Origin of the sequence: Membranihabitans maritimus (assembly GCF_021729145.1) — a bacterium.
GTDB classification, from domain to species: Bacteria; Bacteroidota; Bacteroidia; order Chitinophagales; family Saprospiraceae; genus Membranihabitans; species Membranihabitans maritimus.
The window spans coordinates 271,297-296,981 of sequence record NZ_JAJSLW010000002.1; the positions used below are offsets into that span (position 1 = coordinate 271,297).

At 36.4% G+C, this 25,685-nt stretch carries 20 protein-coding genes and 1 pseudogene; 5 read left to right on the forward strand and 16 right to left on the reverse strand.

Annotated features, from left to right (window positions below; translation table 11 throughout):
- Positions 1–57: 57 nt before the first annotated feature.
- The 15 genes and pseudogenes from LVD47_RS23980 to LVD47_RS03205 form a co-directional block, all read right to left on the reverse strand.
- The gene (locus tag LVD47_RS23980; protein WP_236974083.1) at positions 58–1,845 is read right to left on the reverse strand and encodes a helix-turn-helix domain-containing protein; all 1,788 of its coding nucleotides are present in this window, start codon (positions 1,843–1,845) and stop codon (positions 58–60) included.
- Positions 1,846–1,918: 73 nt separating this feature from the next.
- Positions 1,919–3,202 carry a hypothetical protein gene (locus tag LVD47_RS03140; RefSeq protein WP_236974084.1) on the reverse strand — a complete coding sequence of 428 codons (1,284 nt, stop codon included), beginning with the start codon at positions 3,200–3,202 and terminating at the stop codon, positions 1,919–1,921.
- 63 nt (positions 3,203–3,265) lie between these two features.
- A complete protein-coding gene (locus LVD47_RS03145) occupies positions 3,266–4,192 on the reverse strand; it encodes a LytR/AlgR family response regulator transcription factor (protein ID WP_236974085.1) in 927 nt (308 codons plus the stop codon).
- 51 nt (positions 4,193–4,243) lie between these two features.
- Positions 4,244–5,116 (reverse strand): TraB/GumN family protein, encoded by an 873-nt coding sequence (locus LVD47_RS03150; protein ID WP_236974086.1) that lies wholly within the window; start codon positions 5,114–5,116, stop codon positions 4,244–4,246.
- Positions 5,117–5,139: 23 nt separating this feature from the next.
- A complete protein-coding gene (locus tag LVD47_RS03155) occupies positions 5,140–5,634 on the reverse strand; it encodes a MepB family protein (RefSeq protein WP_236974087.1) in 495 nt (164 codons plus the stop codon).
- Positions 5,635–5,692: 58 nt separating this feature from the next.
- Entirely contained in the window at positions 5,693–6,190 is a 498-nt protein-coding gene (locus LVD47_RS03160; RefSeq protein ID WP_236974088.1) for a GNAT family N-acetyltransferase, read from the reverse strand.
- A complete protein-coding gene (locus LVD47_RS03165; RefSeq protein ID WP_236974089.1) occupies positions 6,187–6,777 on the reverse strand; it encodes a DUF998 domain-containing protein in 591 nt (196 codons plus the stop codon). The genes LVD47_RS03160 and LVD47_RS03165 overlap by 4 nt, the downstream gene beginning before the upstream one ends.
- A gap of 115 nt (positions 6,778–6,892) precedes the next feature.
- A complete protein-coding gene (locus LVD47_RS03170) occupies positions 6,893–8,200 on the reverse strand; it encodes an acyltransferase (protein WP_369427735.1) in 1,308 nt (435 codons plus the stop codon).
- Positions 8,201–8,284: 84 nt separating this feature from the next.
- Positions 8,285–8,791: pseudogene (locus LVD47_RS03175) on the reverse strand (ClbS/DfsB family four-helix bundle protein).
- Positions 8,792–8,873: 82 nt separating this feature from the next.
- Positions 8,874–9,935 (reverse strand): calcium:cation antiporter, encoded by a 1,062-nt coding sequence (locus LVD47_RS03180; protein ID WP_236974092.1) that lies wholly within the window; start codon positions 9,933–9,935, stop codon positions 8,874–8,876.
- Between the two features lie 787 nt (positions 9,936–10,722).
- On the reverse strand, positions 10,723–11,013 hold the full coding sequence (locus LVD47_RS03185) for a DUF4242 domain-containing protein (RefSeq protein WP_236974093.1): 291 nt from the start codon (positions 11,011–11,013) through the stop codon (positions 10,723–10,725).
- 236 nt (positions 11,014–11,249) lie between these two features.
- The gene (locus LVD47_RS03190) at positions 11,250–12,119 is read right to left on the reverse strand and encodes a helix-turn-helix domain-containing protein (protein ID WP_236974094.1); all 870 of its coding nucleotides are present in this window, start codon (positions 12,117–12,119) and stop codon (positions 11,250–11,252) included.
- A 362-nt stretch (positions 12,120–12,481) separates the two neighbouring features.
- Positions 12,482–12,910, reverse strand: coding sequence for a type II toxin-antitoxin system death-on-curing family toxin (locus LVD47_RS03195; RefSeq protein WP_236974095.1), 429 nt, complete (start codon positions 12,908–12,910; stop codon positions 12,482–12,484).
- A gap of 1 nt (position 12,911) precedes the next feature.
- Positions 12,912–14,012 carry a hypothetical protein gene (locus tag LVD47_RS03200; RefSeq protein ID WP_236974096.1) on the reverse strand — a complete coding sequence of 367 codons (1,101 nt, stop codon included), beginning with the start codon at positions 14,010–14,012 and terminating at the stop codon, positions 12,912–12,914.
- Between the two features lie 470 nt (positions 14,013–14,482).
- Positions 14,483–16,864, reverse strand: coding sequence for a TonB-dependent receptor (locus tag LVD47_RS03205; protein WP_236974097.1), 2,382 nt, complete (start codon positions 16,862–16,864; stop codon positions 14,483–14,485).
- Between the two features lie 208 nt (positions 16,865–17,072).
- On the opposite strand from LVD47_RS03205, the gene LVD47_RS03210 reads away from it, so the two are divergent.
- From LVD47_RS03210 to LVD47_RS03220, 3 genes are all read left to right on the forward strand, one after another.
- On the forward strand, positions 17,073–18,104 hold the full coding sequence (locus tag LVD47_RS03210; RefSeq protein WP_236974098.1) for a sensor histidine kinase: 1,032 nt from the start codon (positions 17,073–17,075) through the stop codon (positions 18,102–18,104).
- On the forward strand, positions 18,101–18,793 hold the full coding sequence (locus LVD47_RS03215) for a LytR/AlgR family response regulator transcription factor (RefSeq protein ID WP_236974099.1): 693 nt from the start codon (positions 18,101–18,103) through the stop codon (positions 18,791–18,793). The genes LVD47_RS03210 and LVD47_RS03215 overlap by 4 nt, the downstream gene beginning before the upstream one ends.
- A gap of 164 nt (positions 18,794–18,957) precedes the next feature.
- Positions 18,958–19,461 carry a RidA family protein gene (locus tag LVD47_RS03220; protein WP_236974100.1) on the forward strand — a complete coding sequence of 168 codons (504 nt, stop codon included), beginning with the start codon at positions 18,958–18,960 and terminating at the stop codon, positions 19,459–19,461.
- A 704-nt stretch (positions 19,462–20,165) separates the two neighbouring features.
- Here LVD47_RS03220 and LVD47_RS03225 read toward each other — a convergent pair.
- Positions 20,166–20,762, reverse strand: a complete 597-nt coding sequence (locus LVD47_RS03225) for an RNA polymerase sigma factor (RefSeq protein WP_236974101.1) — start codon at positions 20,760–20,762, stop codon at positions 20,166–20,168.
- Positions 20,763–21,049: 287 nt separating this feature from the next.
- Between LVD47_RS03225 and LVD47_RS03230 the strand changes: the two genes are divergently transcribed.
- Together LVD47_RS03230 and LVD47_RS03235 are read left to right on the forward strand one after the other, a co-directional pair.
- Positions 21,050–22,087, forward strand: coding sequence for a FecR family protein (locus LVD47_RS03230; RefSeq protein WP_236974102.1), 1,038 nt, complete (start codon positions 21,050–21,052; stop codon positions 22,085–22,087).
- A 242-nt stretch (positions 22,088–22,329) separates the two neighbouring features.
- Positions 22,330–25,683: a SusC/RagA family TonB-linked outer membrane protein gene (locus LVD47_RS03235; RefSeq protein ID WP_236974103.1), complete on the forward strand. Its 3,354-nt coding sequence runs from the start codon at positions 22,330–22,332 to the stop codon at positions 25,681–25,683.
- Positions 25,684–25,685: the final 2 nt, after the last annotated feature.

A 25,685-nucleotide genomic window follows, 5' to 3' on the forward strand; every position in this document is an offset into this window, starting at 1 on the left:
CGGATTAAAAGTTCCAATAAAATAGGAAGGCGTTCGGATTTATAATTCCGAACCTTTTTAGAGGCGGGTATTATTCATATATTCTTTTGGTGTTATTCCTGTTTCTCTTTTGAAGGCAGTATTAAAGGCAGTTTTAGAATTAAAACCACTTTCATATGCCAATCCTAATAATGAAATATGGTTATTTTCTGGTTTTAGTATTAACTCCTTAAAATGTTCAATTCGTAGCTTATTAATGAAAGTATTGAAGTTTTTCCCGATCTTTTCATTTAAAAGCCAAGACAATTGATTGGGATGTATTTCAATTTGACCTGCCAATTCCCTTAATGTCAGCGTGGGATTTAAGTAAGGGGTTTCTTGTTCCATAAAGCTATACAAGCGTGTTAAATATGTGTTAGCAGTGCTATTATCCAATGAAGAAGATTTGGATTTAGATTGGGAAGAGAGTTTATGTAACCTGTATATACGTGAATGATACTTTTTATACCTGGTATCCACTTGGATGGATTCTGCCAGAGGATCCCCAAAAGAAAGCAATAGGATGGAAGATTTATTATTAAATAGTTTTTCCAGTATTTTAAAGGCCTCATCGTATTTATCAAGGCAACAATAGACTTTATACAAATAGGCATGGGCTTGAAAAGAAGAGTCGTTTAAAGCATTTTTTTCAAGTTCATTAAGCATGGGCCCGAGAGCCTCATTCTCGCCTGAAAGAGCCATATGAATACATTGCAATCCCAGTTTTTCATCTGGCATTATCATTTCTCCCGGTACATTATTTAGTATTTTATCTGCTTGATCAAACTCTGCAGTTTTTAACAGAAGGTAGGCCATGGTAATGACTGCCGGAAGGTTCCGGTTATTTGCTTCTAATAATTCTTCCAATAAAGATTTTGCCCTATTATATTGTCGAAAGCGGTAATGAAAATAAGCTTCATAAAATTTTGTTTCCTGATTTAATGGGTCTATTGACTTGGCAAATAATATATATTTTTGAGCTTCTTTTTTGTCTCCCCTCAGTATGAATAGAAAAGCTATAAATTGTATGGCTTCCGAATAATTAGGTTTATTAACCAGTGCAATTTGAATATACTCCATCGCTTTTTCAAAGCTAGCCTCTGTAAAAAAAGCCTGATTGGCAAGAAGGTAATTAAGGGGTGCATTGTTGTGATCAATAGATTTGGCTTTTTCCAAATGATCAATGGATTTTTTCCAGGCTTTTTCTCTTGGGGCAAATCCTGCAACGGCAAGGAAACTATATCCATCTGCCAGCCCTGTGTGAGCTTCAATGAGATTAGGGTCAAGCATTACAGCCTTTTCAAAATGCGTAATGGCAGCATTGACATCTTCCGGGTTCCATTTGTTGAATAAAGATCTACCCAGGAGACACTCCTGGTACGCATCAAGATTGTATGTAGGCGCTGTGTTTAAATGCTCCTGAATATCAAAATGGCCAAATTGTTCCCGTAGTTTATCTGCAATGAATAAGCTGATTTCGTCCTGGATTTCAAATACATTATCCAGGAATCTGTCCCATGTTTCAGACCAGATATGTGTGTCGTCCTTTACATTAATCAATTGTGCAGATACCCTGATTTGATTATCGTGTAATCGGACACTCCCTTCAAGTATCGCACTGACATTTAATGTGCGGGCAATTTCACTTAAGGGTGTGTTTTTCCCTTTGAAGTAAAAGCTTGATGTTTTGGAGGTAACTTTTAGCTGTTTTATTTTGGCCAGAGAATTGATAATCTCTTCGGTCATTCCATCACAAAAGAATTCATTTTCTGTATGAACACTCCGATTCACAAAAGGCAACACTGCAATGGATTTTTGGGCATTCACTTTTACTGTAGCTTTAGTTTGTTAAAAGTAATAAAACTTATTTTCTTTACAGTAACCTTCAATCCGTCTATGGTTATTTAATTTTTCGCCTGGCTTTGCGAACATGCCACCAACGGTCAGGGTAAAAAACGAATTGGATAAAGTTAAATTCAAATTGATCAACTCTTATTTTATCCGAAACTCCATCATTGATTTTCTGGTATGGATAGTATCGTAGATTAGTGCGCAAAACCCATGTGTCAATTGAGGAAGGTGATATGTCCCAGCCAAATATCAGACCCGGTGAAAACATATTGCTTCTTGATGTTTTCCCTTGCTGTTTGTCGTTGAGGAAAAGCCCGGTTGCCCATTTTTCTGAACTTAAACTAATACCAATAAATGGTACAAATCCATTGTAATTCCAAATAAATTTGAACCCTTCAAGTGAAATAGCTCGTCTACGGATAACATGTTCCAGGTTATAGCTTACCGAATTAGAACGGTAGGTGCGATAGGTTAATCCCAAATGAATCCTTTGTTTGTGTAGGAAGTACCCAAGGCTGTATTCCATATTGAAACTTCCTTTGTGTCGGGGCAGGGACCTCAATTCATCCGAAAAGGGTGGGGATTTAAAGAAATAGGATCCGTTTGCCGCAATACCGATTGAAAAACTATTGAGTTTTCCATTTTTAATTAGTAATTCTTCTATGGCTTTTGTCTTTCCTGAGAGTTTGGGTTTTTCTTCCGATAGAGTGAAATCAAAAGGCTTGACTATACCTATAGAAAAATAGGAGTCCGGCAATTTATATTGGTGTTTTTGTTCTAAATTACTGTAGAAATTGCGGCCATTTTGAGGTAAAAACATCCATTCAGTGTTTACTTGCCACCCCTTATAAGAATAAGAAAATCCTGTGAGCAGGGATGAAGTAATGAACCCTTCTACCCTTTTTCCAATGTTTATATTTTCTAACGACAATTGCATTGTGTTGAAAGACAACCCTACAAAGGGACGAAATTTTTTATCTAATAATGGCCAGGGATAATATCTTGCACTAAGATCAGCTCCGCTGGAAAAGTGAATTTTTGCCCCCTGGGAAATACTTTTGTCGGCAAGGCTTTTCAATGGAATGTTCATATTAAAATCCCATTTTCCCCAAAAATGCAGGCCTCCTATATTCAATCTGGGTATTGCATTTGTGGGAAAATTATACTTCTTATTTTTAAATATAATACGCCCTGATGATGGGATCAATTGCGTATTTAAACCTATATAAGTTTGGGCAAATCGATGTTGTGTTTTTTTATCACTGTATACCTGACCAAATAGCAGGCAAAACTTGAAAACAATCAATACAGTAATCAGGCTTTTTCTTTGCATTATTTTCGAATTTTTTCAAAGGCAAAAAACGTACTCTTCTAATGCAATAGCTATTTTCAAAGGCTATTTGGTATGGATGGGAGGATATTGTGGCGAATGGGAATGGCTACTAATTGTTTCCAATAGGGAATTAATTTTTGACCGGGAAACTGGTACACATTGTTCAGAGTTTTTCATAATTAATGTGAAATCACGTGCATTACCGGAGGCCGTTTCTATTTGGTTGAGGTTGACGATAAAACTGCGGTGCACTCGCCAAAAGTAATCTCGATTTAATAAAGATTCTGCATAGCTAAGTTTATTTCTTACCAATTGGCTAGCTAGTTTTTTGCCAGAATCTAAATAATAAATATTGAAATAATTCCCGTCTGCCTTTATAAACTGAATATCAAATATGTTTATCTGGCAGGCGGGTTTGTCATTCTCATGTAGAAACCATACCCTGTCTTTGTCAGGTCCGGAAATATTTGAAGCAACCCTTTTTTTGACATGTAAATTTCTGATCGCTTTATTGAGGATAAGAGCTCTTTTCAATTGTTTTGTCCTATGGTTGTATTGTTCAAAAAGGACCAATCCAATTACCGGGAAGATACTTACTACTATTGTCCGTAGGTAAACCTTTTGGAAAAGAAGTAAAGGAGGTTCTTCCGAAAACTGGAAAAAGTAAAGAAGAAAATGAAAGAATGCAATCGCAGATATAACGGAAATAAAAAGGATCATTTCTTTTCCAATGGTCCAATTTTCATTCCGGGTCCACCGGGGGAATAGTATTTTTATAGCAGAAACGACGAGCCATACACATCCGGAAGCAATAAATGCGCTGGCGAAGGCATGAATAACCCGGATATAAATAGAGGCGTCTGATATATCAAATGGAGCTAACATGAATATAATTACGAAAGTGAGTAACCCGGGAAGAATAATACTGGAAGTATTAAAAATAAAAGGATGAGGATTCTTCCAGATATATTTATTATCTAAACTTGTCACTTGATGTCTTTCAATTCCCCGGGCTTTCATACTATATTGTATCTGCGAACTCTATTTGACCATTACAGGCGTGATAGTGTAACCAAGTTTTTTTAATTGATTTATTAATCCGCATTCGTACATAAGGTGACTTAGTCCAACAGCAATAAAACAATTATCAGAATCCAGGTATTTCTGAAGAGAATCCATCCATTTTAGGTTCCTGTCGGTCAGCATAAGTGTGTTTTGACAGGGTTTTTCTAGTTGATAGTCTATATCCATCTGACGATACCATTCTGTTTCTTCACAATTATTGCTATTTCCGGATTTAATGTGTTTAATTATAGAGGAGAGTCTTTTTTTGTGTACTTTTCTGGGCATACCCTCCACATCTTTATTGATGATTTTTATTTGATCTTCAGTTGTTTCAAGTCCGACTAATTTCAAGTTTTGTTTTTTTGCTTTATTGCCGATATAATCATCCAGGGATAGATAACTATCATTGGTGTCTTTGGTTAGGCAATACTTTTTTTTATAGTGCCTGTTAAGGAAAACATACATTTCTGTAGGGGTCATTTTTTTGAAATCGGTTGGACTGTTGGCAAAAAGGTCTTTTATAAATGATAAATCTTTTTTATTCAGATACTTCTTCCATTTGATGGCATTTTCTCTTTGGTTGATAATATCTTCTGCCATTTGGCCGGGAATATTCAGATTTTCTTTGACCAAAATGTTGCATGTGGAAAGGTATTGGTTGGCCAGGGTTAATGAATCGAAAAAGGATTTTCCAAAAGCATGGTGTGTGCCAAATAAATACGAGACCTGATCGTGATGAGTTGAGGTGATTTTAAAAAGGACGGTATTAGATGTATTTACAGCTGATCCCATGGCCCATTGAATACTAAAAAAGAATACTGAAAAAGTGATTTTTAATGTGTTGGTCATGGTTTTGAAGAGTTTTTTCGAAATTATCTAGCGTTGTATAATTCCCTTATTTTATCAAAATTATTGATTTTACTAATTTCGTAAAAATATTTCAGTTGCCATTTTTGTGTCCGTATCGATTGTTTGTTGGTAGGGGAATCCCACTTCGGATAAACACGGAAAGCCCTTTTTCCTTCCTTACTTTCGGTAGTAATAATTCCTTTTTCGATCAATACGGATTTAGGAAATACAAACTGTCCAAAAAACTTTTCTTTGCTAACATTTACAATGTAAAAATCTATAGGGTCGGTATCTGAAAAGGGTGCAATGGAGCCCTTTTCTAATCGCTTCCAAAATGTAACAAATTGGCCTTTTTTTTTAGGCGTAATTTTGGCATTCCTACACAGTACCTTCCGTCCATTCACTGTAAATTGGCAAGCATTATACTCTTTACCCTCCAATTCCGGGAAAAAATCGAAAATAACAAAGCCTATTTGATCATAAATATTCTTTATTACTCGAAGCGATTTTGGATCCATTCGAAGCGCTTTATTGGTGATAATTAGAAAAATGGAATGCCAGGAGCTTTCCAAGTTATTACTTTTCAACTCCTACATATCTTTTCAGTTCATAAATATAACAGGTATCTCCTTCAAATTCTCTTTCTTCTGTAAAAGTAAATCCCAGCCTTTCATAAAATCTGTGCGCCTTGGTATTGGTTTTTAAAGGGTCAACTAGGATCGCATTTACTTTTTGGTCATTGAAACATCGTTTGATAATCAGATTCATTATTTGAGTACCATACCCTTTATTTAGATTATTTGTTTCTCCTATCCATATATCTATTGCTCTATTGTCAGGGTCTATTTTCCCCCAATAGTGGGTCTCCTCTTTTTGAGGGTCTATTATTTGAACAAACCCTATTGGTTCTCCTTCCTCTTCTGCAATAAGTAATTCCCGCCAATCGGGATGGCGATTGAGTTCAATTTCCCAATTCCAATCTCCTTCGGGGTCACAGTCTATCACATGTTGCTTGGTATCCCAATAGGTAAGTAGTTCTAAATCATGGATTGAAGCGGGCCTGAATTGTATCATTTTTGTATCTTTTCATTTATTAATAACCCTACTGAGGAAATGGCTGTCCATCCAAAAACAATTCCGAACACCAGGCGATGAGTAATAGGTATGGTCCAGAAACCTAATACAAATCCAATCATAGATATTACGATCAATACCGCCGTTATATTTGCTCGATTTCGAATACTAAATTTTAGTTTTTGATTACTACCAAGCCTTGAGAGACTGAATAACCAACAAGCCAATCCCAGGCAAATAGCAACTGTATGGGCTTTGGAGACAGAAGTTGTTGACATTTCCAGGTTTGCGGGAATAGCTGTAAATGCAAAGCCAAGTCCAAATAATGCTAACAAAATAGACAGTATTTTGTCCTTTAATATCTTTCCATAGGATAGACCAAATGTTGAAAGTAATAGTCCAACAGTTATAAAACCAATGATATTAAAACACAGTGCGTTGGGTTCTCCTTTTGCACCAAGTTTACTGATATAATCATTCATGAAGTCAAAACCCGGGTTTAGATTACCAAATGTTATTAAGGCGAAAGCAAATAATAATACTGAACAGAGGCCAATGGATCCAACGATTTTGTTTTTATCTTTCATCTGATTTATTCAATCCTCATATTAAGTACTACCCTACACGTTTTTAATTTTATTTTGTATTTAATTGAATGATGTTTTTGGAATTATTAAGGGATATTCTAATATTCTCCAATTTTTAAACATTCATAGCGGTATGATTGAAAAAATTTTCCAACCATATCTGTTTATTCTTTACCTTATTATAGGTTTTTCCAAGTTGGCCTCTCAAATACACATTTATCCCTGGTTTGTCAGGCTGAGATGGCCAGATTTTCAATGCATCCGGTAAGTCATTGGGTAGAATTAATACAGGTGTTCCCATCCCGAAATCAATATCATACAATTTAAATTTCAAAAAATTGTTAACATATAAACAAGTGGGTTTTTGAGCGTTCATAGCTTGTAAATCAAAAGGAGTAAAAGGTATCTTATATTTTGATGCAGCTATATTAAGCAATACATGTTCCTCAAGTAAATCAGTATTTTGCAATAGATATTTAGCGATAGTATTATCAATTATTACTGCAAGGTCTGACAAAGGATTCTCCGGGTTAAAATCTCTGGTTGTTATATTGCTCGTGGCGTTTCCAGCATACGAAGTTGGAAAAGAACTTAACCTACCTTTTAGATCAATCACTGAAACAAGTGAACAATTGGTAGTTGTTTTGAAGTTATTGAGTTTATAACTGAGTTTAATTAATATGGAAGATAACAAAGCGTGTTTGCTTAAATGACTTATCCCTTTTTTCTCGATTTGTTTTTGAATGGCGGAGAGGTAGTCTTCTGAAATATGGATGGGAGGAGAAACGATTTTTTCTATTCTCCTGAATTTCTGCCAGGTATATTGGACAAGTGTATTGATGGAAACTGGCTTCCAACCCTTTTCGAGCATTAATTTATAGGCTTTGTTTTTTGAAGGAATTTTGTCAAAAAAGAGGTTTGATCTATCGAGATCGATTGGTTGAATTGGTTTATTTTGATAAAGTTGTTCTAGGTTTTTAACAAACCTGAAAAATCCATTCCCGTCCAGGCAGACATGAGCACAGTGTATTATTAATAGGCACCCATCTTTTAACCTGACTATTTTTACGGACATCAGGGGTTCTTTGCCATTGACCAATTTTTTTATCTTGATCGGAGTTTTATATAAATCAAAGCTCCTGGGTTGTTTTATTAGAGATAAAACTGAAATATGGTATTCTTCGTTTGAAAAATAGATTCCACCATTATTAAGGACGATTTCATTGGGCCCGTTCATTCTACCCGCAACATGAGGATAAAATTCCAATAGTTTAACTAGCGATGATTTCACTTTTTCTTCATTAAGGGGGTAATCAAATACCCAGATTCCTTTAATTATCATTCGAAGACAGTTTAAATCCAACTGGCTAAGTTTCCATTCTGAAGGGATTGTTGTTTGTATGTTGGCATTTATTATTTCCACGTAATACTACTACTACCCGTTTATTTTATTTGAATTGGTCCTACTAAGTTAAATTGTTCAAAATAGACAGAATTCCATTATTGATCAGAGCTTTTGTTTTTTCCCATTTTTAATTAATTTATATGCCCAATCATAATGACTGGAAGTAGCCGAAACAAGGTATGAACCAAGGGAGGTGGAACCTGTCCATTGGTATCTTTTCTTCTCAAAAAGTTCTTCATTGGAATGCTTTTCTATAATCTTTATGACTTTTTTATAAGAGCACCGGAACATTTCATAGGCATCATCCAGGGTGATTTTATTATATTTTTCCCAAATCCATTGATTAAATGCAGGAACAGTTTTCCATGAATAACCTTTTGCAGGCATGGCTGGCTTTTCCCCTTTCATACCTATGGTATACCAATTTAGCATCATTAAGTGCCAGTGGTGCAAATGAGCAATTACATCCCGAATATTTCTATTCATTGTACCAGGTGCAAAATCGGTTAGTTGTTCTTGTTTATTCATTTAATCTATCAGCTCAATAAATCTATCGTAGTTTTTTTGGCTCAATGTGAGTAATTCAGTCTTTGTTTTTGGTCGGGGCATTAAAATATTATTTTTTAACCTGGGGTTCAAAAGCATGAAATATGGCTGCTCTTACTAAACTGAAAAAGAATTAAGACAATTATTAAGGGAATAATATAGTAAAAATAAAAGTCATAAACAAAGCTATAAGTATTACACCGTAAATAATATTAGTTCTACCTTTTGATAGCGAAAGCATTACTGTAAAAATAGATAATCCCAACAATAGCATAGTAATACTATCCAATCCCAACACAATGTCAATTCCAAAAAAGATACTCACAAATGCTACTGTAGGGATTGTCAAACCAATAGCTGCCAGAGATGAACCCAGTGCAAGGTTTAGACTTGTCTGAACATCGTCGTTTTTAGCGGCTTTGATGGCGGCTATGGCCTCCGGTAATAATATGACAGAAGCTATGATAATACCAAGAAGTGATTGAGGTAAACCGGCATCCACTATTATTTTCTCAATAGATGGCGAAATGGTTTTCGCTAACAAAACAACAATCGCCAGACTTGCTACCAGGAATCCGATATTCACATAGATTGGAAAATTGGGTTCATGGCTGTGTTGTTGAGCTGGCTGGTCCGGCACGAAATAATTCCGGTGACGAATGGTTTGTACATATATAAAGGTACCATAGATAATAAAACAGATAATGGCTACAAATATCAACTGGGGGTTACTGAATTTTCCTTCGCCGGGATTCCCTACGTAATTCGGCAAAACCATCGATAATACAAGTATAGTAATTAAGCTGACTAAAGCTGTATTGACGGATTTTTTTCCAAAAAATTGTTCAAAATGTTTGATACTACCGATAGTAATACATAGTCCGATAATCAAGGTCAATAGGATCATTACAGCTGCAAATACAGTATCCCGGGCCAAATACGCCGACTTTTCCCCGCCCGCCAGCATCAGAGATACGATCAGAGCAACTTCGATGACCGTTACAGATACAGCCAAAATTATGGTGCCAAAGGGTTCCCCGACTTTATGGGCAATTAATTCCGAATGCAATACTGCAGATAGAATGGACCCTACCAACAATCCAATCACAATAATCTGACCCAAAAGATTTATTTGATAAAGGCCCATCGCATAGGCAATAATGGCCAGTAAGGGAGTTATTTTGTACCACTTGAGTAATTTCTTCATTCGCTATTTTATTTTACCTGATTAACCATTGCGGTTTGGGAGTGTTGCGATATTATATAAAAATTACCAGAGTTTGAACTAAAAAATAAAAGTTGTGATTTCAAACTACAAAAAGCTTATGCTTTCTCCAAAAGTAAAAAGGAAGAGAAAGAAATCAACTAATTATAAATCTACTTCTTGCACATATATTATATGTTACAGGACAAAATTAGCGGAAATTGTTTTGGCAAAAATGATAGCAATTTTTGAGGTCTGTTTTGATTTTATGGTTTGATTAATTCTGAGGTGGAAATCCGAAAACGGCTAATATAAGGATGAAGATCCCGGTTAAGATTATTATTCCACTTGTTAAGACGTTCCCCAGGAATAAGAGTAGTATCCACAATTGCTTTTTAGATTGAGAATTAAACCAATTTCTGATAGTTAGCAGCCCGAACACCAATGAGACTAAAATTCCAGTCCAAAAGATCCAATCGTAATCAAGAGGAAGTAGGTTGTATATAAATTTGAAATAGTTGCCACCTAGAAAGAAAAGTAAGAACGTTGCGATTCCTGTGATTCCGGTTAGGTAAATATTCTTGGCCATTAGTAACCGTTACTTTAAAATTAGTAATAGTCTTATTCTGTTTTATCCAATTAATTCGGATTTTCCTTGATAGCTTTCTATGAAGGATGACTATAATTTAACAGAAATATCCGTAAACCCTGATATATATTATAAAATTTGGGTGCCAGAAACCTATTGATATACAATTTCATGCCCATTATTCAAATTAAGTCTATTCATTTACTTCTCAGTATCCGGGCCAATAATCGCAGAAACCTTGCTAATCGACTGGGCCGGGGCGCCTACTTTCTCGGCGTGATCATTTATAATAGATTTATCCATTGCTTTGTACACACAATATGTCTTGTCACCAACAACATAGCTGTGTATCCACTGGATTCCTGGGCCCATTTCTTCGATTGCCGAATTAGACTCCCTTGAAATGGCTTTTAATTCAGCGGGGGTAGAATTTCCTACGCCCTTCGCTTCTCTTTCAATTACATATGTGGCCATTTCTTTGTTGCTACTCATGATTTTTTCTTTTTTTTGATGTTGGTCGGAATAATTACACGAAGCCAAAAAGACTAATAAAAAACATATTGTCAATGGCTTACTTTTCGAGGTTTTAAAATTAAAATGTACCATATTTGAAATGTATTTAATTATCAATTATTTACCCTCAAAAATACGGGGAGGAGACATTAAAGACTTTGCTTAAAAGCTCAATGTTTTTGCTTTGCAGAGTAATTACAAATTCCGAGAGTTTTTTATTTATGGTTGTTTTGGCGGTAAGCACTAGGTGTTACACCATAGGTTTTCTTAAAAACCCTACTGAAATGGGATAAATTTTCAAAACCGCTTTCTATAGCAACCTCCTTAACGAGTCTATCACTGGTTTCTAACACCAGTTTGGCATGCTCTAATTTTCTTTTCGTTAACCATTTACCCGGAGTGGTATGATAGTATTCCCGAAATTCTCTTTTGAATGTTGCGGGACTGCGTTGCGCAATTTTTGCAAACTCATCAATGGTTAAATTAAAAGTATAATTGGTTTCCATTACTTCCCAAATAGGAGTCTTGAATTGATTTTGAATGCTATTGACATAGGCCAATAATCTTGCATTGGATGGATCAGCTAATATGGTAAAAATTAATTCTTTGAATTTATGCTCCAGAAGCTTTTCGGGAGGAGGATTTTTTTTATCGAAATACGGAATTATGCTGAAGAAAAATGCCCGGGCCGTTTCATTAACTGTGATTTCTATAAACATTTCCTTTGGAGGATTGGGTAGGTTGTTTAGTGGCAAATACAATCTGTATTCATCGAAAACTTTTCGCAAAAAATCGTCATTAAAATAAAAAGCCAATACTTCCCACCCCGATGTTTCATCCAACTCCTGCTTGTAGGCTGCTCTCCTAAGGAACAAGCTTTTGTTTTCAGTGAGAACCCATGATTTACCGCCCTGTTGGATTGTTTTTTTGCCTGATAAAGTAAAGGCTATTTCATTGAGGTGAGTAAAAAGCTCTAATTGTTTTTCTACTTGAGGGCAATGGTAATATACGAACAACATGTCTTTTACTGACAATTGATTGAATTTTTGGGGTTGACTGATTTTCAAGTCATACGTATTGATCATATTTTTATAAAATAAAAAAATGATCAAATACTTGCAAGTTCCTTACTGCTGCAATTAGTCCCAATGATTACTTATTCGGGGCCTAATCAAAACCATTAGCCTGGAAAATTCACATAATTTTTCGCTTGTCAGCTATTTAAAAATCTTTTCCCGGACTTTGCATAAACCAACTTGGTTCGAAATAATTTATATGGTCCTGAATTAGTAAACAACTTCACCTGACATGAAGTATTGTAATTGGTCCTATAATCTGATCTTGGCAGATAGTTATAGGTTCAGAGGGGGCAGGAGTTTTCATGAAAGGGTAGTGTATTGTAAAATTCCCTTTTGCACCTACAGTTTGGCTATGCGTCCCATAGAGTTTAATTAATTGCATCTATTATTTTTATACGCAGTTCTTCGCTAAAATCATCTTCATTGATTATTGAATATATAATCTCGTAAAGAAGGTCTTTGTTTATTCGGTTGTCTGCAACATGCACAGAGATGTTTTCCATTTCAATTATGAAACGATCTACGCAATAGTCAAGTCCATTAAGCTCAAGAAAGTAAGCACCTAATGCTATACTGCTTCGTTTATTACCATCACTGAAAGCATGGTTTTTATTTACGGAATAGACCAAATGTGTGACCTTTGTTTCAAATTCAGGATAGTAAAGATCATTTTTGATGTGCTCCAAAACACTTTCTAACAGCCCTAAGTCATTTACGCCATGTGAACCACCCGATTCATTGATAATGAAGTCATGTGTCTCGATGGCATGTTTTTTGTCGAGATAGTTAAATGCCATCTTATCGATCTTTTAACCTTTTGAATACGTCAATATTTTCTTTAAGACGTTCTTCAAGTGCTTTGCTTTTTTCTCCCAAGAACTTATCAAATTCTTCAGCAGTAAGATGGGTGACATAAGTCTTAAGCTTCTCATGCAAAGCATCACGGAAAACCATATCTCTACTTGCCATTAAGGTTCTAGCTTTCTCTAATAGTGGAGTAAAAGCTGCATTATGGAATTGTTCAAATAGCTTAAAGAGCTGTTGTGCTTCAGGCATAGTCAATTTGCGACCTATTTCTTCTTTCTTTTTACAAAGAAATTCTGTAAAGCCATTTTCATAAGCGGCTATCAAATCCAAAACTTCAGAATACATGGTATCACGGGCTGAATCTTTAGATTTTAGGTTGAGTATCTTTTTGTATTCCTTTGCATTTTCATGAAAAATGGACTTGTATACAGTATTAGTAAATTGAGCGTATTTCCATTTATTGTCCACTATACAATCATCTAAGGCATCAGTAAATGCTTGACGGTAATTAAACTCTCTAATGGCACTTGGAAGAAATTCTTCTTCACGTTGGTTAATGTATTTGGTGCTGCCACCGATTTTGCTATTGATTGTATCAATCACTATATCTAAAATGAGTGCACGTAGGTGTTTTGCTCTATCGCTCTCGGTTAGCAGCATTCCTATATTCAAAAAAGCACGGAAGCTAAACACGCCCACTTTGGGAGCCTTGGATATGTTGGCGACATCAATGTCGGTAACATCCGAATCACTTGTGCCGCTACCATCTTTTATGTTCGGGACATTGATGTCTTTAACTCCGCCTAACTCACTGATATACTGTTGATATGCAGCTTTAAAATCTCTTAAACGCTTACCTACTAGCACTTCATATCCATTGCTTGAAAACTCTTCTTCGTGTTGCTCCAAGTAACGTTCAATGGTACGTTCATCTATGTCATAGAAATGAGCGATTTGTCGCTTGGTGTAGAGCAAACTGCCATCAAGCAAAATGCCAGGAAAGGCGACTTCCTTCTCAATCTCTTGTAGGGCATACTTGTTATTCAGGATATTCTTTCTATGTATGTTTGATGAGGTTAAATCTTTGGCCATAGCTTAGAGCAAATTTTATTTAACTTTTTTAAGTGCATCATTTTATATTATATACAACTGTTCTCACTATTTAAATCAGAATTTATTTCAAAAGACTCGTTTATTCAAATGGGGAATAACACCCGAATATACGCATTGTGCATATCTTCTTTATAATGCTATTCGTATATCCAGCACAAAATTATTATCCAAGTAATCGGGTAGTGTCCCAGACTGAACGTAAGTGGATTGCAGGATTGAAAAAATTCCTAAATCGATTCCGGCAGCGAACTGATTACTATTCAAAATTCATAAGGAATAAAGACAGTACCGATGCACTTTCTATTAAACTTTTGCAAACTCTTAGAAATTTTTACTAATTCTATACGTACGAAAAAACAAAACGGAAGAATAGCATTCCCCCGAATTGTACAATAGGTAGTGAAAAAATTTAGAAGCGTAAACTCCACTAAATATTTATCCTAAAAAGACTAAAATTGTTTTTGTCCGGCAAATTCCATAGCTTCCCCTTTTCCGAATCCATAGCTAAAGCCCAGGATAATAAACCGTCCGCGCAACCGACGGTTGTACAAATAAAAATTGGGTTGGTTGGTCTCGCTCTCGAATACCCGGCTGGCAAATATATCCCGTATACTGAGATTAACCACGGCCTTTCCCTTGTTGAACTTCTTTCTAAGCCCCAGGTCCGCAAACAATTGATCCGAAATTTCACTTTGCACTGTCTGATACCCGGACTCATAGTTGCCTGTTACCTCAAAATCGATTTGCGCAGGCAGTTTGAACTTGGCCATTACCTGAGAAGACCATTGATCTCCCTGGAAATCAAATATTTGCTCCTCCAGTTCCCCTTCTCTTTTGAAATAATTGAAATTGAAGTCCCCATTAAAGGTCAACCAATCGCTGGGCGTATATTTTCCATTAAATTCGATACCTGTAGTGCGGTTAGTACCCACGTTGATGGGTTTGGATACATTGACATTGTTTTCGAAGCTAGATACTCGTTCTACTACATCGGTGGTGTAACGATAGTATACTCCGAAATTGAGAGAAGCTTTGTTGAAAATATAAATACTCATCAACTCGTAAGAGTCTGTGAATTCAGGCTGTAAATCTGGATTTCCCGTGCGGATACTGTAGTTGTTTCGAATATTGAAAAATGGATTCAAATCCCATAATCGAGGACGGAATATCCGACTGGAATACCCGGCTTGCAATGAAATGGCATCGGTGATTTTGTAGGATGTATGTACACTGGGAAATAGATTCGTATAGTTTTGATTATTGGATTCGTTTGTAGTTTCCAGTAATGTTGACAAGTCCGTATTTTCTAATCGCAATCCCAGTTTGAGTCCCCATTTGTCTTTTTCATAGGCTCCGGTACCATACACGCCCATTACCTTCTGATTGTAGTCAAATAAATTGGTCAGATCCATGTCCTGTACCCATTCTTCGTCAATATAATTCTTTACTCCGAAGTCATTGGCTACATCAGAAATCACATATTGAGCTCCGGTTTCAAGGGTGAAACTCTCCAAAAAAGGTTTTGTATAATCCAGTTTAAAGGTGTATTCCGCATTTTTGAAATTGGTAGCTGTCTCTTGTAATTCGTCTTCAAAACCGCCTTCCTGATAGGCATTAATAAAGTTGGAAGACTGGTCTTTTCCGAAGAAATTTCCCAGTGCGCTAAAGAGCAAGGTGTGGTCTTCATGGTTTTCAAAGTCCTTTTTGTACTGGAGTTCGTATTGCCATTTTGGATTGGTCGCCTCCGTTTCTTCTTCGCGGTTCCACCGACTGCTAACCGTATTACCATTTAATGATTCTGCAAAATTGGTATTGGCATTTTCAGATTCTATTTCATAGGCAAAGTGCCCTGAAAGCGTAAGAACATTATAGTCATTGATATGGTAGTCGGTACCCAGGATTAGGTTATAAAAGGTTTCGTTCTTGTCGCTTTCTCCTTTGCTATTGATAGTTGTATTTGATAACAAATCGCGGTTGATATTTTCATTTTCACTGGGGAATGTGCGGTGGCCTACTCCCAACTGGGAAAAAAGGTTGAATTTTTCCGTCCGTCGATTGAGACTAAGTCCCACACTGTGATTATTGGGTATCCCAGTATTTACAGTAACCGAGCCGTTCATTCCCTTTTTCTCTTCTTTTTTGATGACAATATTTATAATTCCTGATGTACCTTCTGCTTCATATTTGGCAGATGGATTGGTAATTACTTCTATCTTTTCCAGCATATCTGCTGTAATGGTTCCCAGTGCATTTCCACCTTCACTGGCGAGAACCGAAGGCTTCCCATTGATCAGGATTTGGACGCCAGAACTACCCCGAAGGCTTATTTGTCCTTCGATGTTTACATTTACGGAAGGTACATTGTTCAACACTTCTAACGCACTGGCACCGGTGCTACTCAGGTCTTGTCCTACATTGAATACCCGCTTGTCTAGCTTAAATTCGGTTTGGGATTTTTCAGCTCTTACTACGACCTGGTCCAGTGTCTGGCTATCTTCGGTCAAAGTAATGGTCCCCAGGTTTACTTTTCCTTCTTTGGGATTGATATTGCGGATTCGTTGTTTCGAATAACCGATAAAACTGATTTCAATGTACACATTATCGGAATTGGATTCTACCGAAAAGGTACCGTCGTCTGCTGTTGATGTGCCTGCTACCACACTCTTGTCGTCGTTATTGACTACCATTATCGTGGCAAAAGGAACCGGCTGATTTCCCTGACCTTCTATTACCTTCCCGGTGATTTCCAGGCTATTTGACTGAGCCATCCCCCAATGAGCCACCAGGACCATTGCAATTACCAGTACTGAATTTATACCTTTCGTAAACATTTTGACAATTTTTTGACAATAAACCTTATTACAAAGAAAAGATAAGATTTTGCTATAAAGAAATACAATCCCCCAACGACATAAATAGTAAGGTAAACGACGGCTGGACAACCTGTACTGTGGTTATTCTTTGTCGTTAGCGTTACTACATTTGCTGTTGGGCAGTTCCCTTATAACAATCTTGACACTTTCTCTTATTTTTGACGGGATGGTAAAAGTATTTAAAAAACTAACGCTGCGTACCCGGGAAATTATCTTCCAGGTAATTTTGCATGGCCTGGTTTTTATTTTCTATGCGGTAAGCAGACAACATCCTCAGTTTGAAAGTTATGAAATACCTTTTTTTCTCAATTATGCACTTTTAGCTTTTATCATCAATTATTTTCTGCTGCCCAAATTCCTGTACCAAAAAAAATACACCCGGTTTATTCTTTTTCTTTTATTGACCCTTGTAGGTGTGATCTTAATTGAGGAACTATTTCTTGAACAAATTTTTTTCCCCGATACCCGAGGGACTAATTTCCCGGGGATTTTCTTTACCCTTTTAGGCATACTGCCAGTAAGTACCATTCTTGTGGGGCTCAAAACGATTTGGGATGCATTTGTCAAACAACGTGAGCTAGAGGAATTACAAAATGCAGCAACAGAAAACGAGCTTCAGTTTCTGAAATCCCAGATTAACCCCCATTTCTTATTTAACAACCTTAATAATTTGTATGCCCATGCCATTGAAGGCTCTTCCAAAACTCCGGATATAATCCTGGAATTATCATCGGTTTTGCGTTATATGCTATATGATTGCAAAGCCCGGTATGTCGCTCTTGACAAAGAGGTTGAACAACTCGAAAACTTTATCAATATAAGCGAAATGCAAATTGAAGATCGCGGAAAAGTTACTTTCGAAACGGATATCCAATACGGGTATAAAATTGCGCCATTGCTATTGTCTGTTTTTGTAGAGAATGCATTCAAACACAGTACGGCTAGTCAGGCAAAAGACATTGATATTTATGTCAAAGTAAAAGTGACTGTCGATGGGGAATTGCATTTTACATGTGAAAATACGTTTGCACGGGAGTCGAATATAAGTAGTATTTCCAGTGGAATTGGCCTGGAAAATGTAAGGAAGCGGCTTCAATTGTTATATCCCGATCAACACCATCTCGATATTTCGATCGAAAAAAATCGCTATAAAGTTTTCTTATCTTTATCACTTAACCGAATTGGTGAAGAAGCATGAAATGCATTATCATAGAGGATCAACCACCTGCCCAACGGATACTGAAAAAATTCATTGAGGATTATGGTTCACTGGAATTACAAGCTATTTTTTCAGAAGCGCTTTCAGCATTGGATTACCTAAAAAAAGAAAAGGTAGAGTTGATTTTTTTAGATATCCATTTACCCAAAATATCCGGAATTGATTTTCTCAAAACATTAGTCCACCCTCCCAAAATAATCCTTACCACGGCTTTCCCGGATTATGCGTTGGAAAGTTACGAATTCGACGTAGTGGATTATTTACTAAAACCTTTTTCGTTTCAACGATTCGTTAAGGCGGTTACGCGCGCCCGGAATATCCCTGTACAGGGAACGAATCCGGATTCAGGAGAGGAGCAGGAAAACGAATTATTTGTTAAATCGGGATATGAGTATATAAAAGTAAGCATAAGTGATATCCTGTATATCCGGACGGATGCTGATTACACCGAAATTTATATCCCCGTCCGCAAAATCCTTAGTTCCGAATCCCTGCGTTATTGGGTGGAGAATCTTCCGGATGAAAAATTTATCCAGGTGCATCGATCGTTTGTCGTACAAATCTCTAAAATTGAAAAATTTGCAGGCAATCGTATCGAACTTGTAAATGGTGATGAAATTCCCATTGGACGAGCGTATAAAGAGGCCTTTGTCCAAAGGTTGGTATAAGTTGTGACTTTTGATAATAATACATGCCTTGTAGTTGATGCACTGGGTTGTTGGGGAGAAATTACATTTGCCTATGGAAATGCAAATATACCTCCTCATTCTTGATTCGTTTCAATCTTTCTTCAATCATGCTTAAAATGGCTACTTTTGGGTAAAAATATAATATGAACCGATACGTACTTCTATTGATCATTTTTGTTGCCAATTTGACGTTTTCATTTGCCCAAACCCCGGAAGAAAAAATCCAGGATATGGGGATCACTTTACCTGAGATTAGTCAGCCCCTTGCAAATTATGTCAAATGGCGCCAGGTTGGGAATATGCTTTACCTTTCGGGGAGTGTATCCTCCGCCGAAGGCAAGCTCGGAGTAGACCTTGCCGCAGATGAAGGATATAAAGCAGCCCGCGAGACAGGGGTTCAAATCCTGGCTACACTGAAAGTGGCGTGCGGGGATCTTTCCCGTATCAAACAATTTGTCAAAGTCAATGGGATGGTTAATTCAGCCCCCAGCTTTTATGACCAATCAAAAGTAATGAACGGATTTTCCGATTTGATGGCAGAGGTTTTTGGTGAGGCAGGCAAACATGCCCGGGTAGCGGTAGGCCAATCTTCACTGCCTTTTAACCGGGCGGTGGAAATTGATGTGATTGTGGAATTGAGGGAGTAATTTAAAGGTAACCGACAGGATCGCATTTTCATTATAGCAATATCTTACAATGGTCAATTAGGGACCAAAGAATTGGAAATGAAACTGGTAGTAGAGATTCAATACGCGAGGTGTCTTATTTGTAAACAAACGGGACCGTATTGTATAAGCAGTAAACTATAATAAACGTTTACCCAAAATGATTGAACTTGCATGACTGGTAAACTGTCGGTAGTAGATATCTATTAAAACAATAAACCACCTGGTATGTCTGTATGCACTGCACCTAGGGCGCGGTAATTTGCAATTTTACCGATATTTACCTATTGTGATTATATTCAGCATTCTATGAGATTAAGTCTATCGGAACAATAAATGGGTAAAAATAAGGTGATAACATTATATGGGGTGCCATAGACATTGTAGCAGAAAAGAAGTTTAGAATGCCCAATAGAACTCTATAGGGCTAAAAAGGAAATTATCACTCAATGGTTTTAGGCTAAACATCCTTTATACTATTCGACAGTTTTTTATTGACGGAGGAGAAGTCAGCTAAGGTTCTCGAAGCCGCTCTAAGTTCGTATCAGGCCAAATCTTTTATCAATAATAAGCCACTAATACCCGAATGGGTTGTCAGTAAATAGCCCGTCATAAGATTAGTGAGATTTATTCAACTCCACCTGCGATCTGTAGGTATTTTTGGCAAGTTTAGAAAATGGAAGATTTTAGAAGAAATTTGAAGCCACCACTATAATCACCCCTATCTTTGTCAGAACCGAACGCAATCTTTCGATGGCTCTGTGTACATAAATCCGAGCTACGTTAGGTTTTATATCCAGGATATTGGCGATGTCATTGTAGGACAGGTTGGAAAAATACCGGAGGTAAAGGGTCTGCTGGAGGTAATCCGGTAAGTTGGCAATTTCTGATTGAAGTTGTTGGTTTCGAATTTGTTCGCTTTCCTTTTCCATCCATTGGGTTTCTGCACTTTGGGACTGGATGAGGTCTTCCACCACTTGATTTAGGTTATTTATATCTGCTTTATTGGACTTATTGAGATCTTTAATCAGATTATTCCGCAGGGACCGGAACAGGTAAACATCAGGGCGATCGAGTCGGGATACTTTATTTGGATTTTCAATAAACCAGATTAAAATATTTTGGATGGCGTCTTCGATAAGTTGGAGGTCAGAAGTTACCAGTTTGCCAAACCGGATAAAAGTATTGTAATGTTGGGAATAAAAGTCTCGGAAGGCAACTTCTTTCCCATTGGCCATGGCCCTGAGTGTAAAGATTAGGTTGTCTTCTTCTATTGGTTTCATTCCGGGATAAATTATTTCACAGTCCGATAATTATTAGTCAAAATTAGCGATTTGGCGAAAGGAAATTGTAATCAAAACTAATTTTTAAATATTTTGCAGTGCAAATATATAAAATAATTAATATGTAGTTATTTGAAAGTAAGTTGTTTTAGAGGGTTGGTTCAATTATTTTGATTTTGGTGATAAATAAAAATTAAAATTTTTTCTATAAAGAGGTTAACAAAACTGTTATTAGGGACTCTATTCAATAAACAATCCAAAATATCAGTTTAGAAGAATGTAATTAAATGAACAAGGATCATCATAAAATAGAAAAATATAATAGCTACGATATATACGATTTCCTGGAAGACCGTGAATTTAGAAATTATGTTCTTCTTGATAGTGCTAGTGATGAAAGTTGGAGGAGGATAGTTGAGGAGTATTCGAGTGAGTCCGGGGATAGCGCTTTTGACAAAGCCCGATCGATATTATTGAATTTACGGGCTCATTTCGAAAATAATGGGTTGACAGATCTTGAAATTCGTGCAAGAATTGACCAGCGAATTAATACATACCGGGCACAAACTACAAAGCACAATAAGAAATTAAGAACCCGGAGGCTAGTATGGCGGGCAGCAGCAGCTGTCTTGATCCTGATTGGAATGGCGTGGTTGCTACAATGGAATAATCGTCCCACGGTTATGTATGAAACGGGTAATGGTGAGCGGATCGTTGTCGAGTTACCCGATGCTTCTGTTGTCCATTTAAATGGAAATTCAAAATTGATATGGAACCGCCATTGGGAAGACAGTAAAGTGCGGAAGGTATTTCTGGAAGGGGAGGGGTATTTCGATGTAGCAAAAGTCGATGGTATGCCGTTTGATGTGGTAACCGACGATGTGACCATTGAAGTGTTGGGTACTGTATTTAATGTCAATAACCGTCGCCAAAAAACAAAGGTGTTTCTGGAAGAAGGAAAGATCAACCTGAAGATCAATGAAAAACCCGAAGAAAGTTTGATGTTGGAGCCGGGGGATGAAGTGGAATACAATGCCGGCGATGAAAACCTTATCAAATATAAATTAGAAGAAGGTAATGAGAAGATTACCTGGAAAGACGGCTTGTTGATTTATCGGGAGGAACCGCTGATAGAGGTAATGAAGGAAGTAGCAGACATATATGGGAAGGAATTTATGTTTGTGGATAGCGCCTTGTTGGATCGTAAGATTACCTCGACTATACCGTTGACGGATTGGGAAATGAGTGCTACGGCGATCCAGATGGCCATGAGACTTGAGTTTAAGGAAAAGAACGATACAATACGGATAAAAGAAAAAGACTGAGAAAAAATTGGACCCTTTTCCCAGTCTATATTAGAACTATTAATTCAGTTTAAAAGTACAAAAGTATGGAAATAGGATTACTTACTCGATGGAAAATACTAGTTATTTTCCTTTTAATCGCCTATCAGGGTATTTCTTCTCCTGATCCGGCCGAAAAATTACAAGCAAAGGAAAAATACCTAATCGAGGTATTGGATGAAATCAGTGAGGAGCACAATGTCTACTTTACGTATGACTCTGATATGATCAAGGATGTAAAGGTAGAGTATGAGAAGAAGGAAGGGGAAAGCATTCGTTCAGTGCTTGACCGGGTATTGAAGGAGGTGAATTTTGGATTCAAGATCTTCGAAGATCGTTTTGTTATTATTTATAAGAATGACGATGCCGGGATTGAATCATTGGAGCAAATGATCCGCCATATGGAAGGCATCGTATCTGCGCGGAAAAATGCAGCACGGAAAAATGTAAAAGTGGACCGACTAAATACTCCTAGTGCGCTGGAGGTGTACAATAAACGTCTGGTCATCAATGTATCTGGTATGGTAACCGACCAAAACGGAGAGCCTTTGATTGGGGTAAATGTGCTGGTAAAAGGTACAGATAAAGGAACGGCCACTGATTTTGATGGAAATTTTACGTTAGAAGATGTAGGGGATCAAGCGGTTTTAGTTGTCTCGTATATTGGGTATCAAACGCAAGAGGTTCCATTGAATGGAAAGCACGAAATAACAATTACATTACTGGAAGATTCCCAGACCTTGGATGAGGTGGTAGTGGTGGGATATGGGACGGTAAAGAAAGAAAATTTAACAGGGTCAGTTGACAATGTTAATATGGAGAAACTTTTAAATAATCGGCCAGTAACTAATATTACCTCAGCATTACAAGGCGCACTTTCAGGAGTACAAATTACTAAAAGCACAGGAAGGCCAGGAGACTTTGGGGCCACTTCAATTTCTATTCGAGGAATGATGTCTATTAATGGGGGTAGTCCATTAATACTTGTGGATAATGTTCCTGTGGAAAATATTCAATCTATAAATCCTGTTGATATTGAAAGTGTTTCTGTTTTAAAAGATGCCTCTTCATCTTCAATTTATGGAGGACGAGCTGCTTTTGGAGTAATTCTTATAAAAACAAAAAAGGGGGTAAGGAATCAAAAAATAAAATTTAACTACTCCAGTAACTTGGCAATTAGTTGGCCTTTTGAATTGCCAGAAAAGGCGACAGCGTTAGAACAAAATATTGCTTTATTAGCAGCAGGGAATCTAAGTGATAGGTCAGGGCAAGATTTAAATACATGGAATAGTTTGTTAAAAGATTATCAATCGAATCCTTCAAATTACCCAAATGGAGCAACCTATGTCGATGATGTGTATTATCATTTGGCAGAAAGTGATATGTACGACTTAAGTTTTACAAATAGCTTTGAACAAATACACAATTTTTCTTTTTCAGGTGGATCAGAAAACTCTGATTATAGGGTTTCATTTGGATATTCCAATGAGGATGGAATTTTTGAGTTCGATAAAGATACCTATAAAAAATACACAATTAGCGGCAATTTGAACACTGATTTAACAAGGAGACTTTCTTCGGAGTTAAACATAAATTATAAAAATGATTATACTACTGTTCCCGGTTCAGTTGGGAGGGTTATATACTCAATTGCTAATGAAAAGCGGGCAATTAATGTTGGTTCACATACTCTTGAAGATGGATCTACTTTACCTACATTAACACCTAGAAATATTTTAGATCGTGAACCTCCCAGAAAAGAATATAGTGATAATTTAAGGATCTTAGAAAGATTGAATTATAAAGTTTCAGAAAATATTAATGTTACAGCAGAATATACATTTATTAAATCAAACAATAATAGAATAGATGTTGGTACTGGTAATAATTATTGGGATATTAGTTCCTTTTTCGTAACGCCGATTAATAATAACAGTAGCTATTACAGAAATTTTGGAGATAAAAATCATCACGCTTTTAATTTATATACAAATTTTGGAAAAGACTTTGGGAGCCATTCTTTTAAACTATTAGTTGGAACAAATCATGAATTAATTAAGACCTCAGGTTTTAATGCTATGAGATTAGATTTATTAAGTGTTAATGTACCATCCTTAGCTACCTCTACAGGAATTATGTCCAATAGTGAAACCTTTGATGAAAATGCAATATCAGGATATTTTGGACGATTAAACTATATTTTTTTAAATAAATATCTTTTAGAAGCTAATGTGCGCTATGACGGTTCTTCAAAGTTTCCAATAGGGAATAGATTTGGTTTGTTTCCTTCATTTTCAGCTGGTTGGGTTGTTTCTGAAGAACCATTTATGAAAAATATAAGAAATGTCATAGATTTTATGAAAATTAGGACATCATGGGGTGAAATTGGGAATCAAGATGTGGCAAACTACACGTATATTCCTAGTATGGAAACCAATAGTTCAAATTGGGTTGACGCAACAACTAATCTTAGAAACTTATCGATTTCTGTACCTGCTCTAGTGAGTTCTACATTAACTTGGGAAACGATAAGATCTAAAAATATTGGTATTGATATAAGTGTATTAAACGGAAGTATAAATGCAACTTTCGATTATTTTCACCGATTAACCCTTAATATGCTTGGTCCTGGTGAAGAATTACCTGCTACTATTGGCGCTGCAGCACCACAAAAGAATGTGGCAGATTTAGTTTCAAAAGGATGGGAATTAAGTCTTAGTTGGAATAAGGTTATTAATCCAGGACTTAGTTACTCCTTAGGTATTAAATTGTGGGATGATAGGGCATTTGTGACAAAATTTGATAACGAAGGAGGAATATTAAGCCAATACTATGAGGGATATGAATTTGGTGAAATTTGGGGATATGAAACTCAGGGATTTTATAAATTTGAAGATTTCATTCAAGGAACTCTGGATGAGAAATTGTTGAATGGTAAATTAAAGGACGGAATCCCAGTTTATTTGACAACTGCCATTACAAATCCGGGAGACATTCGCTATGTTGATTTAAATGGTGATGGACAAATAAGTCCAGGAACAAATACACTTTCTAATCCAGGAGATAGAAAAATCATTGGCAATAGTAACAGACGATATCAATTTGGTATAACTGGAAACTTATCTGTTAAAAATTTTAATATCTCTTTTTTAATTCAAGGCATTGCTAAACGGGATGTTTGGAAATCTGATCAGTCATATTGGCCTTATGTTAATATTTATGATTCGTTTAATAAATATGAATTGGATTTTTGGACTCCCGAGAATCTAGATGCATATTATCCAAGACTGTATGAAAGTGCAGGAGGGAACACCGCAAATAGCCGATTAGTTCAAACCAAATATTTGTTAAATGGAGCTTATTTACGAGTGAAAAATATCGAGTTAAATTATACGTTGCCTGAGCAAATAATACAGAAATTAACAATTGATCGATTAGGAATATTTTTATCCTTTGAAGATATTCTAAGACTTGATTATCTGCCAAAAGGGATTGATACAGAGCTAGTTGATATCGGAAGTGGATTATCTTATCCGGTTATCTCTAAAATCAGTTGTGGAATAAAATTAACTTTTTAAAT

Coding starts and splice junctions, on each gene's coding strand:
- LVD47_RS03180 (WP_236974092.1), bottom strand. CDS start 9,935: ATGAAGAAATTACTCAAGTGGTACAAAATAACTCCCTTACTGGCCATT.
- LVD47_RS03140 (WP_236974084.1), bottom strand. CDS start 3,202: ATGCAAAGAAAAAGCCTGATTACTGTATTGATTGTTTTCAAGTTTTGC.
- LVD47_RS03150 (WP_236974086.1), bottom strand. CDS start 5,116: ATGACCAACACATTAAAAATCACTTTTTCAGTATTCTTTTTTAGTATT.
- LVD47_RS03220 (WP_236974100.1), top strand. CDS start 18,958: ATGAACCGATACGTACTTCTATTGATCATTTTTGTTGCCAATTTGACG.
- LVD47_RS03185 (WP_236974093.1), bottom strand. CDS start 11,013: ATGAGTAGCAACAAAGAAATGGCCACATATGTAATTGAAAGAGAAGCG.
- LVD47_RS03200 (WP_236974096.1), bottom strand. CDS start 14,012: ATGGCCAAAGATTTAACCTCATCAAACATACATAGAAAGAATATCCTG.
- LVD47_RS03160 (WP_236974088.1), bottom strand. CDS start 6,190: ATGATACAATTCAGGCCCGCTTCAATCCATGATTTAGAACTACTTACC.
- LVD47_RS03210 (WP_236974098.1), top strand. CDS start 17,073: ATGGTAAAAGTATTTAAAAAACTAACGCTGCGTACCCGGGAAATTATC.
- LVD47_RS03165 (WP_236974089.1), bottom strand. CDS start 6,777: ATGAAAGATAAAAACAAAATCGTTGGATCCATTGGCCTCTGTTCAGTA.
- LVD47_RS03195 (WP_236974095.1), bottom strand. CDS start 12,910: ATGGCATTTAACTATCTCGACAAAAAACATGCCATCGAGACACATGAC.
- LVD47_RS03215 (WP_236974099.1), top strand. CDS start 18,101: ATGAAATGCATTATCATAGAGGATCAACCACCTGCCCAACGGATACTG.
- LVD47_RS03190 (WP_236974094.1), bottom strand. CDS start 12,119: ATGATCAATACGTATGACTTGAAAATCAGTCAACCCCAAAAATTCAAT.
- LVD47_RS03225 (WP_236974101.1), bottom strand. CDS start 20,762: ATGAAACCAATAGAAGAAGACAACCTAATCTTTACACTCAGGGCCATG.
- LVD47_RS03235 (WP_236974103.1), top strand. CDS start 22,330: ATGATCAAGGATGTAAAGGTAGAGTATGAGAAGAAGGAAGGGGAAAGC.
- LVD47_RS03230 (WP_236974102.1), top strand. CDS start 21,050: ATGAACAAGGATCATCATAAAATAGAAAAATATAATAGCTACGATATA.
- LVD47_RS03205 (WP_236974097.1), bottom strand. CDS start 16,864: ATGTTTACGAAAGGTATAAATTCAGTACTGGTAATTGCAATGGTCCTG.
- LVD47_RS03155 (WP_236974087.1), bottom strand. CDS start 5,634: ATGGATCCAAAATCGCTTCGAGTAATAAAGAATATTTATGATCAAATA.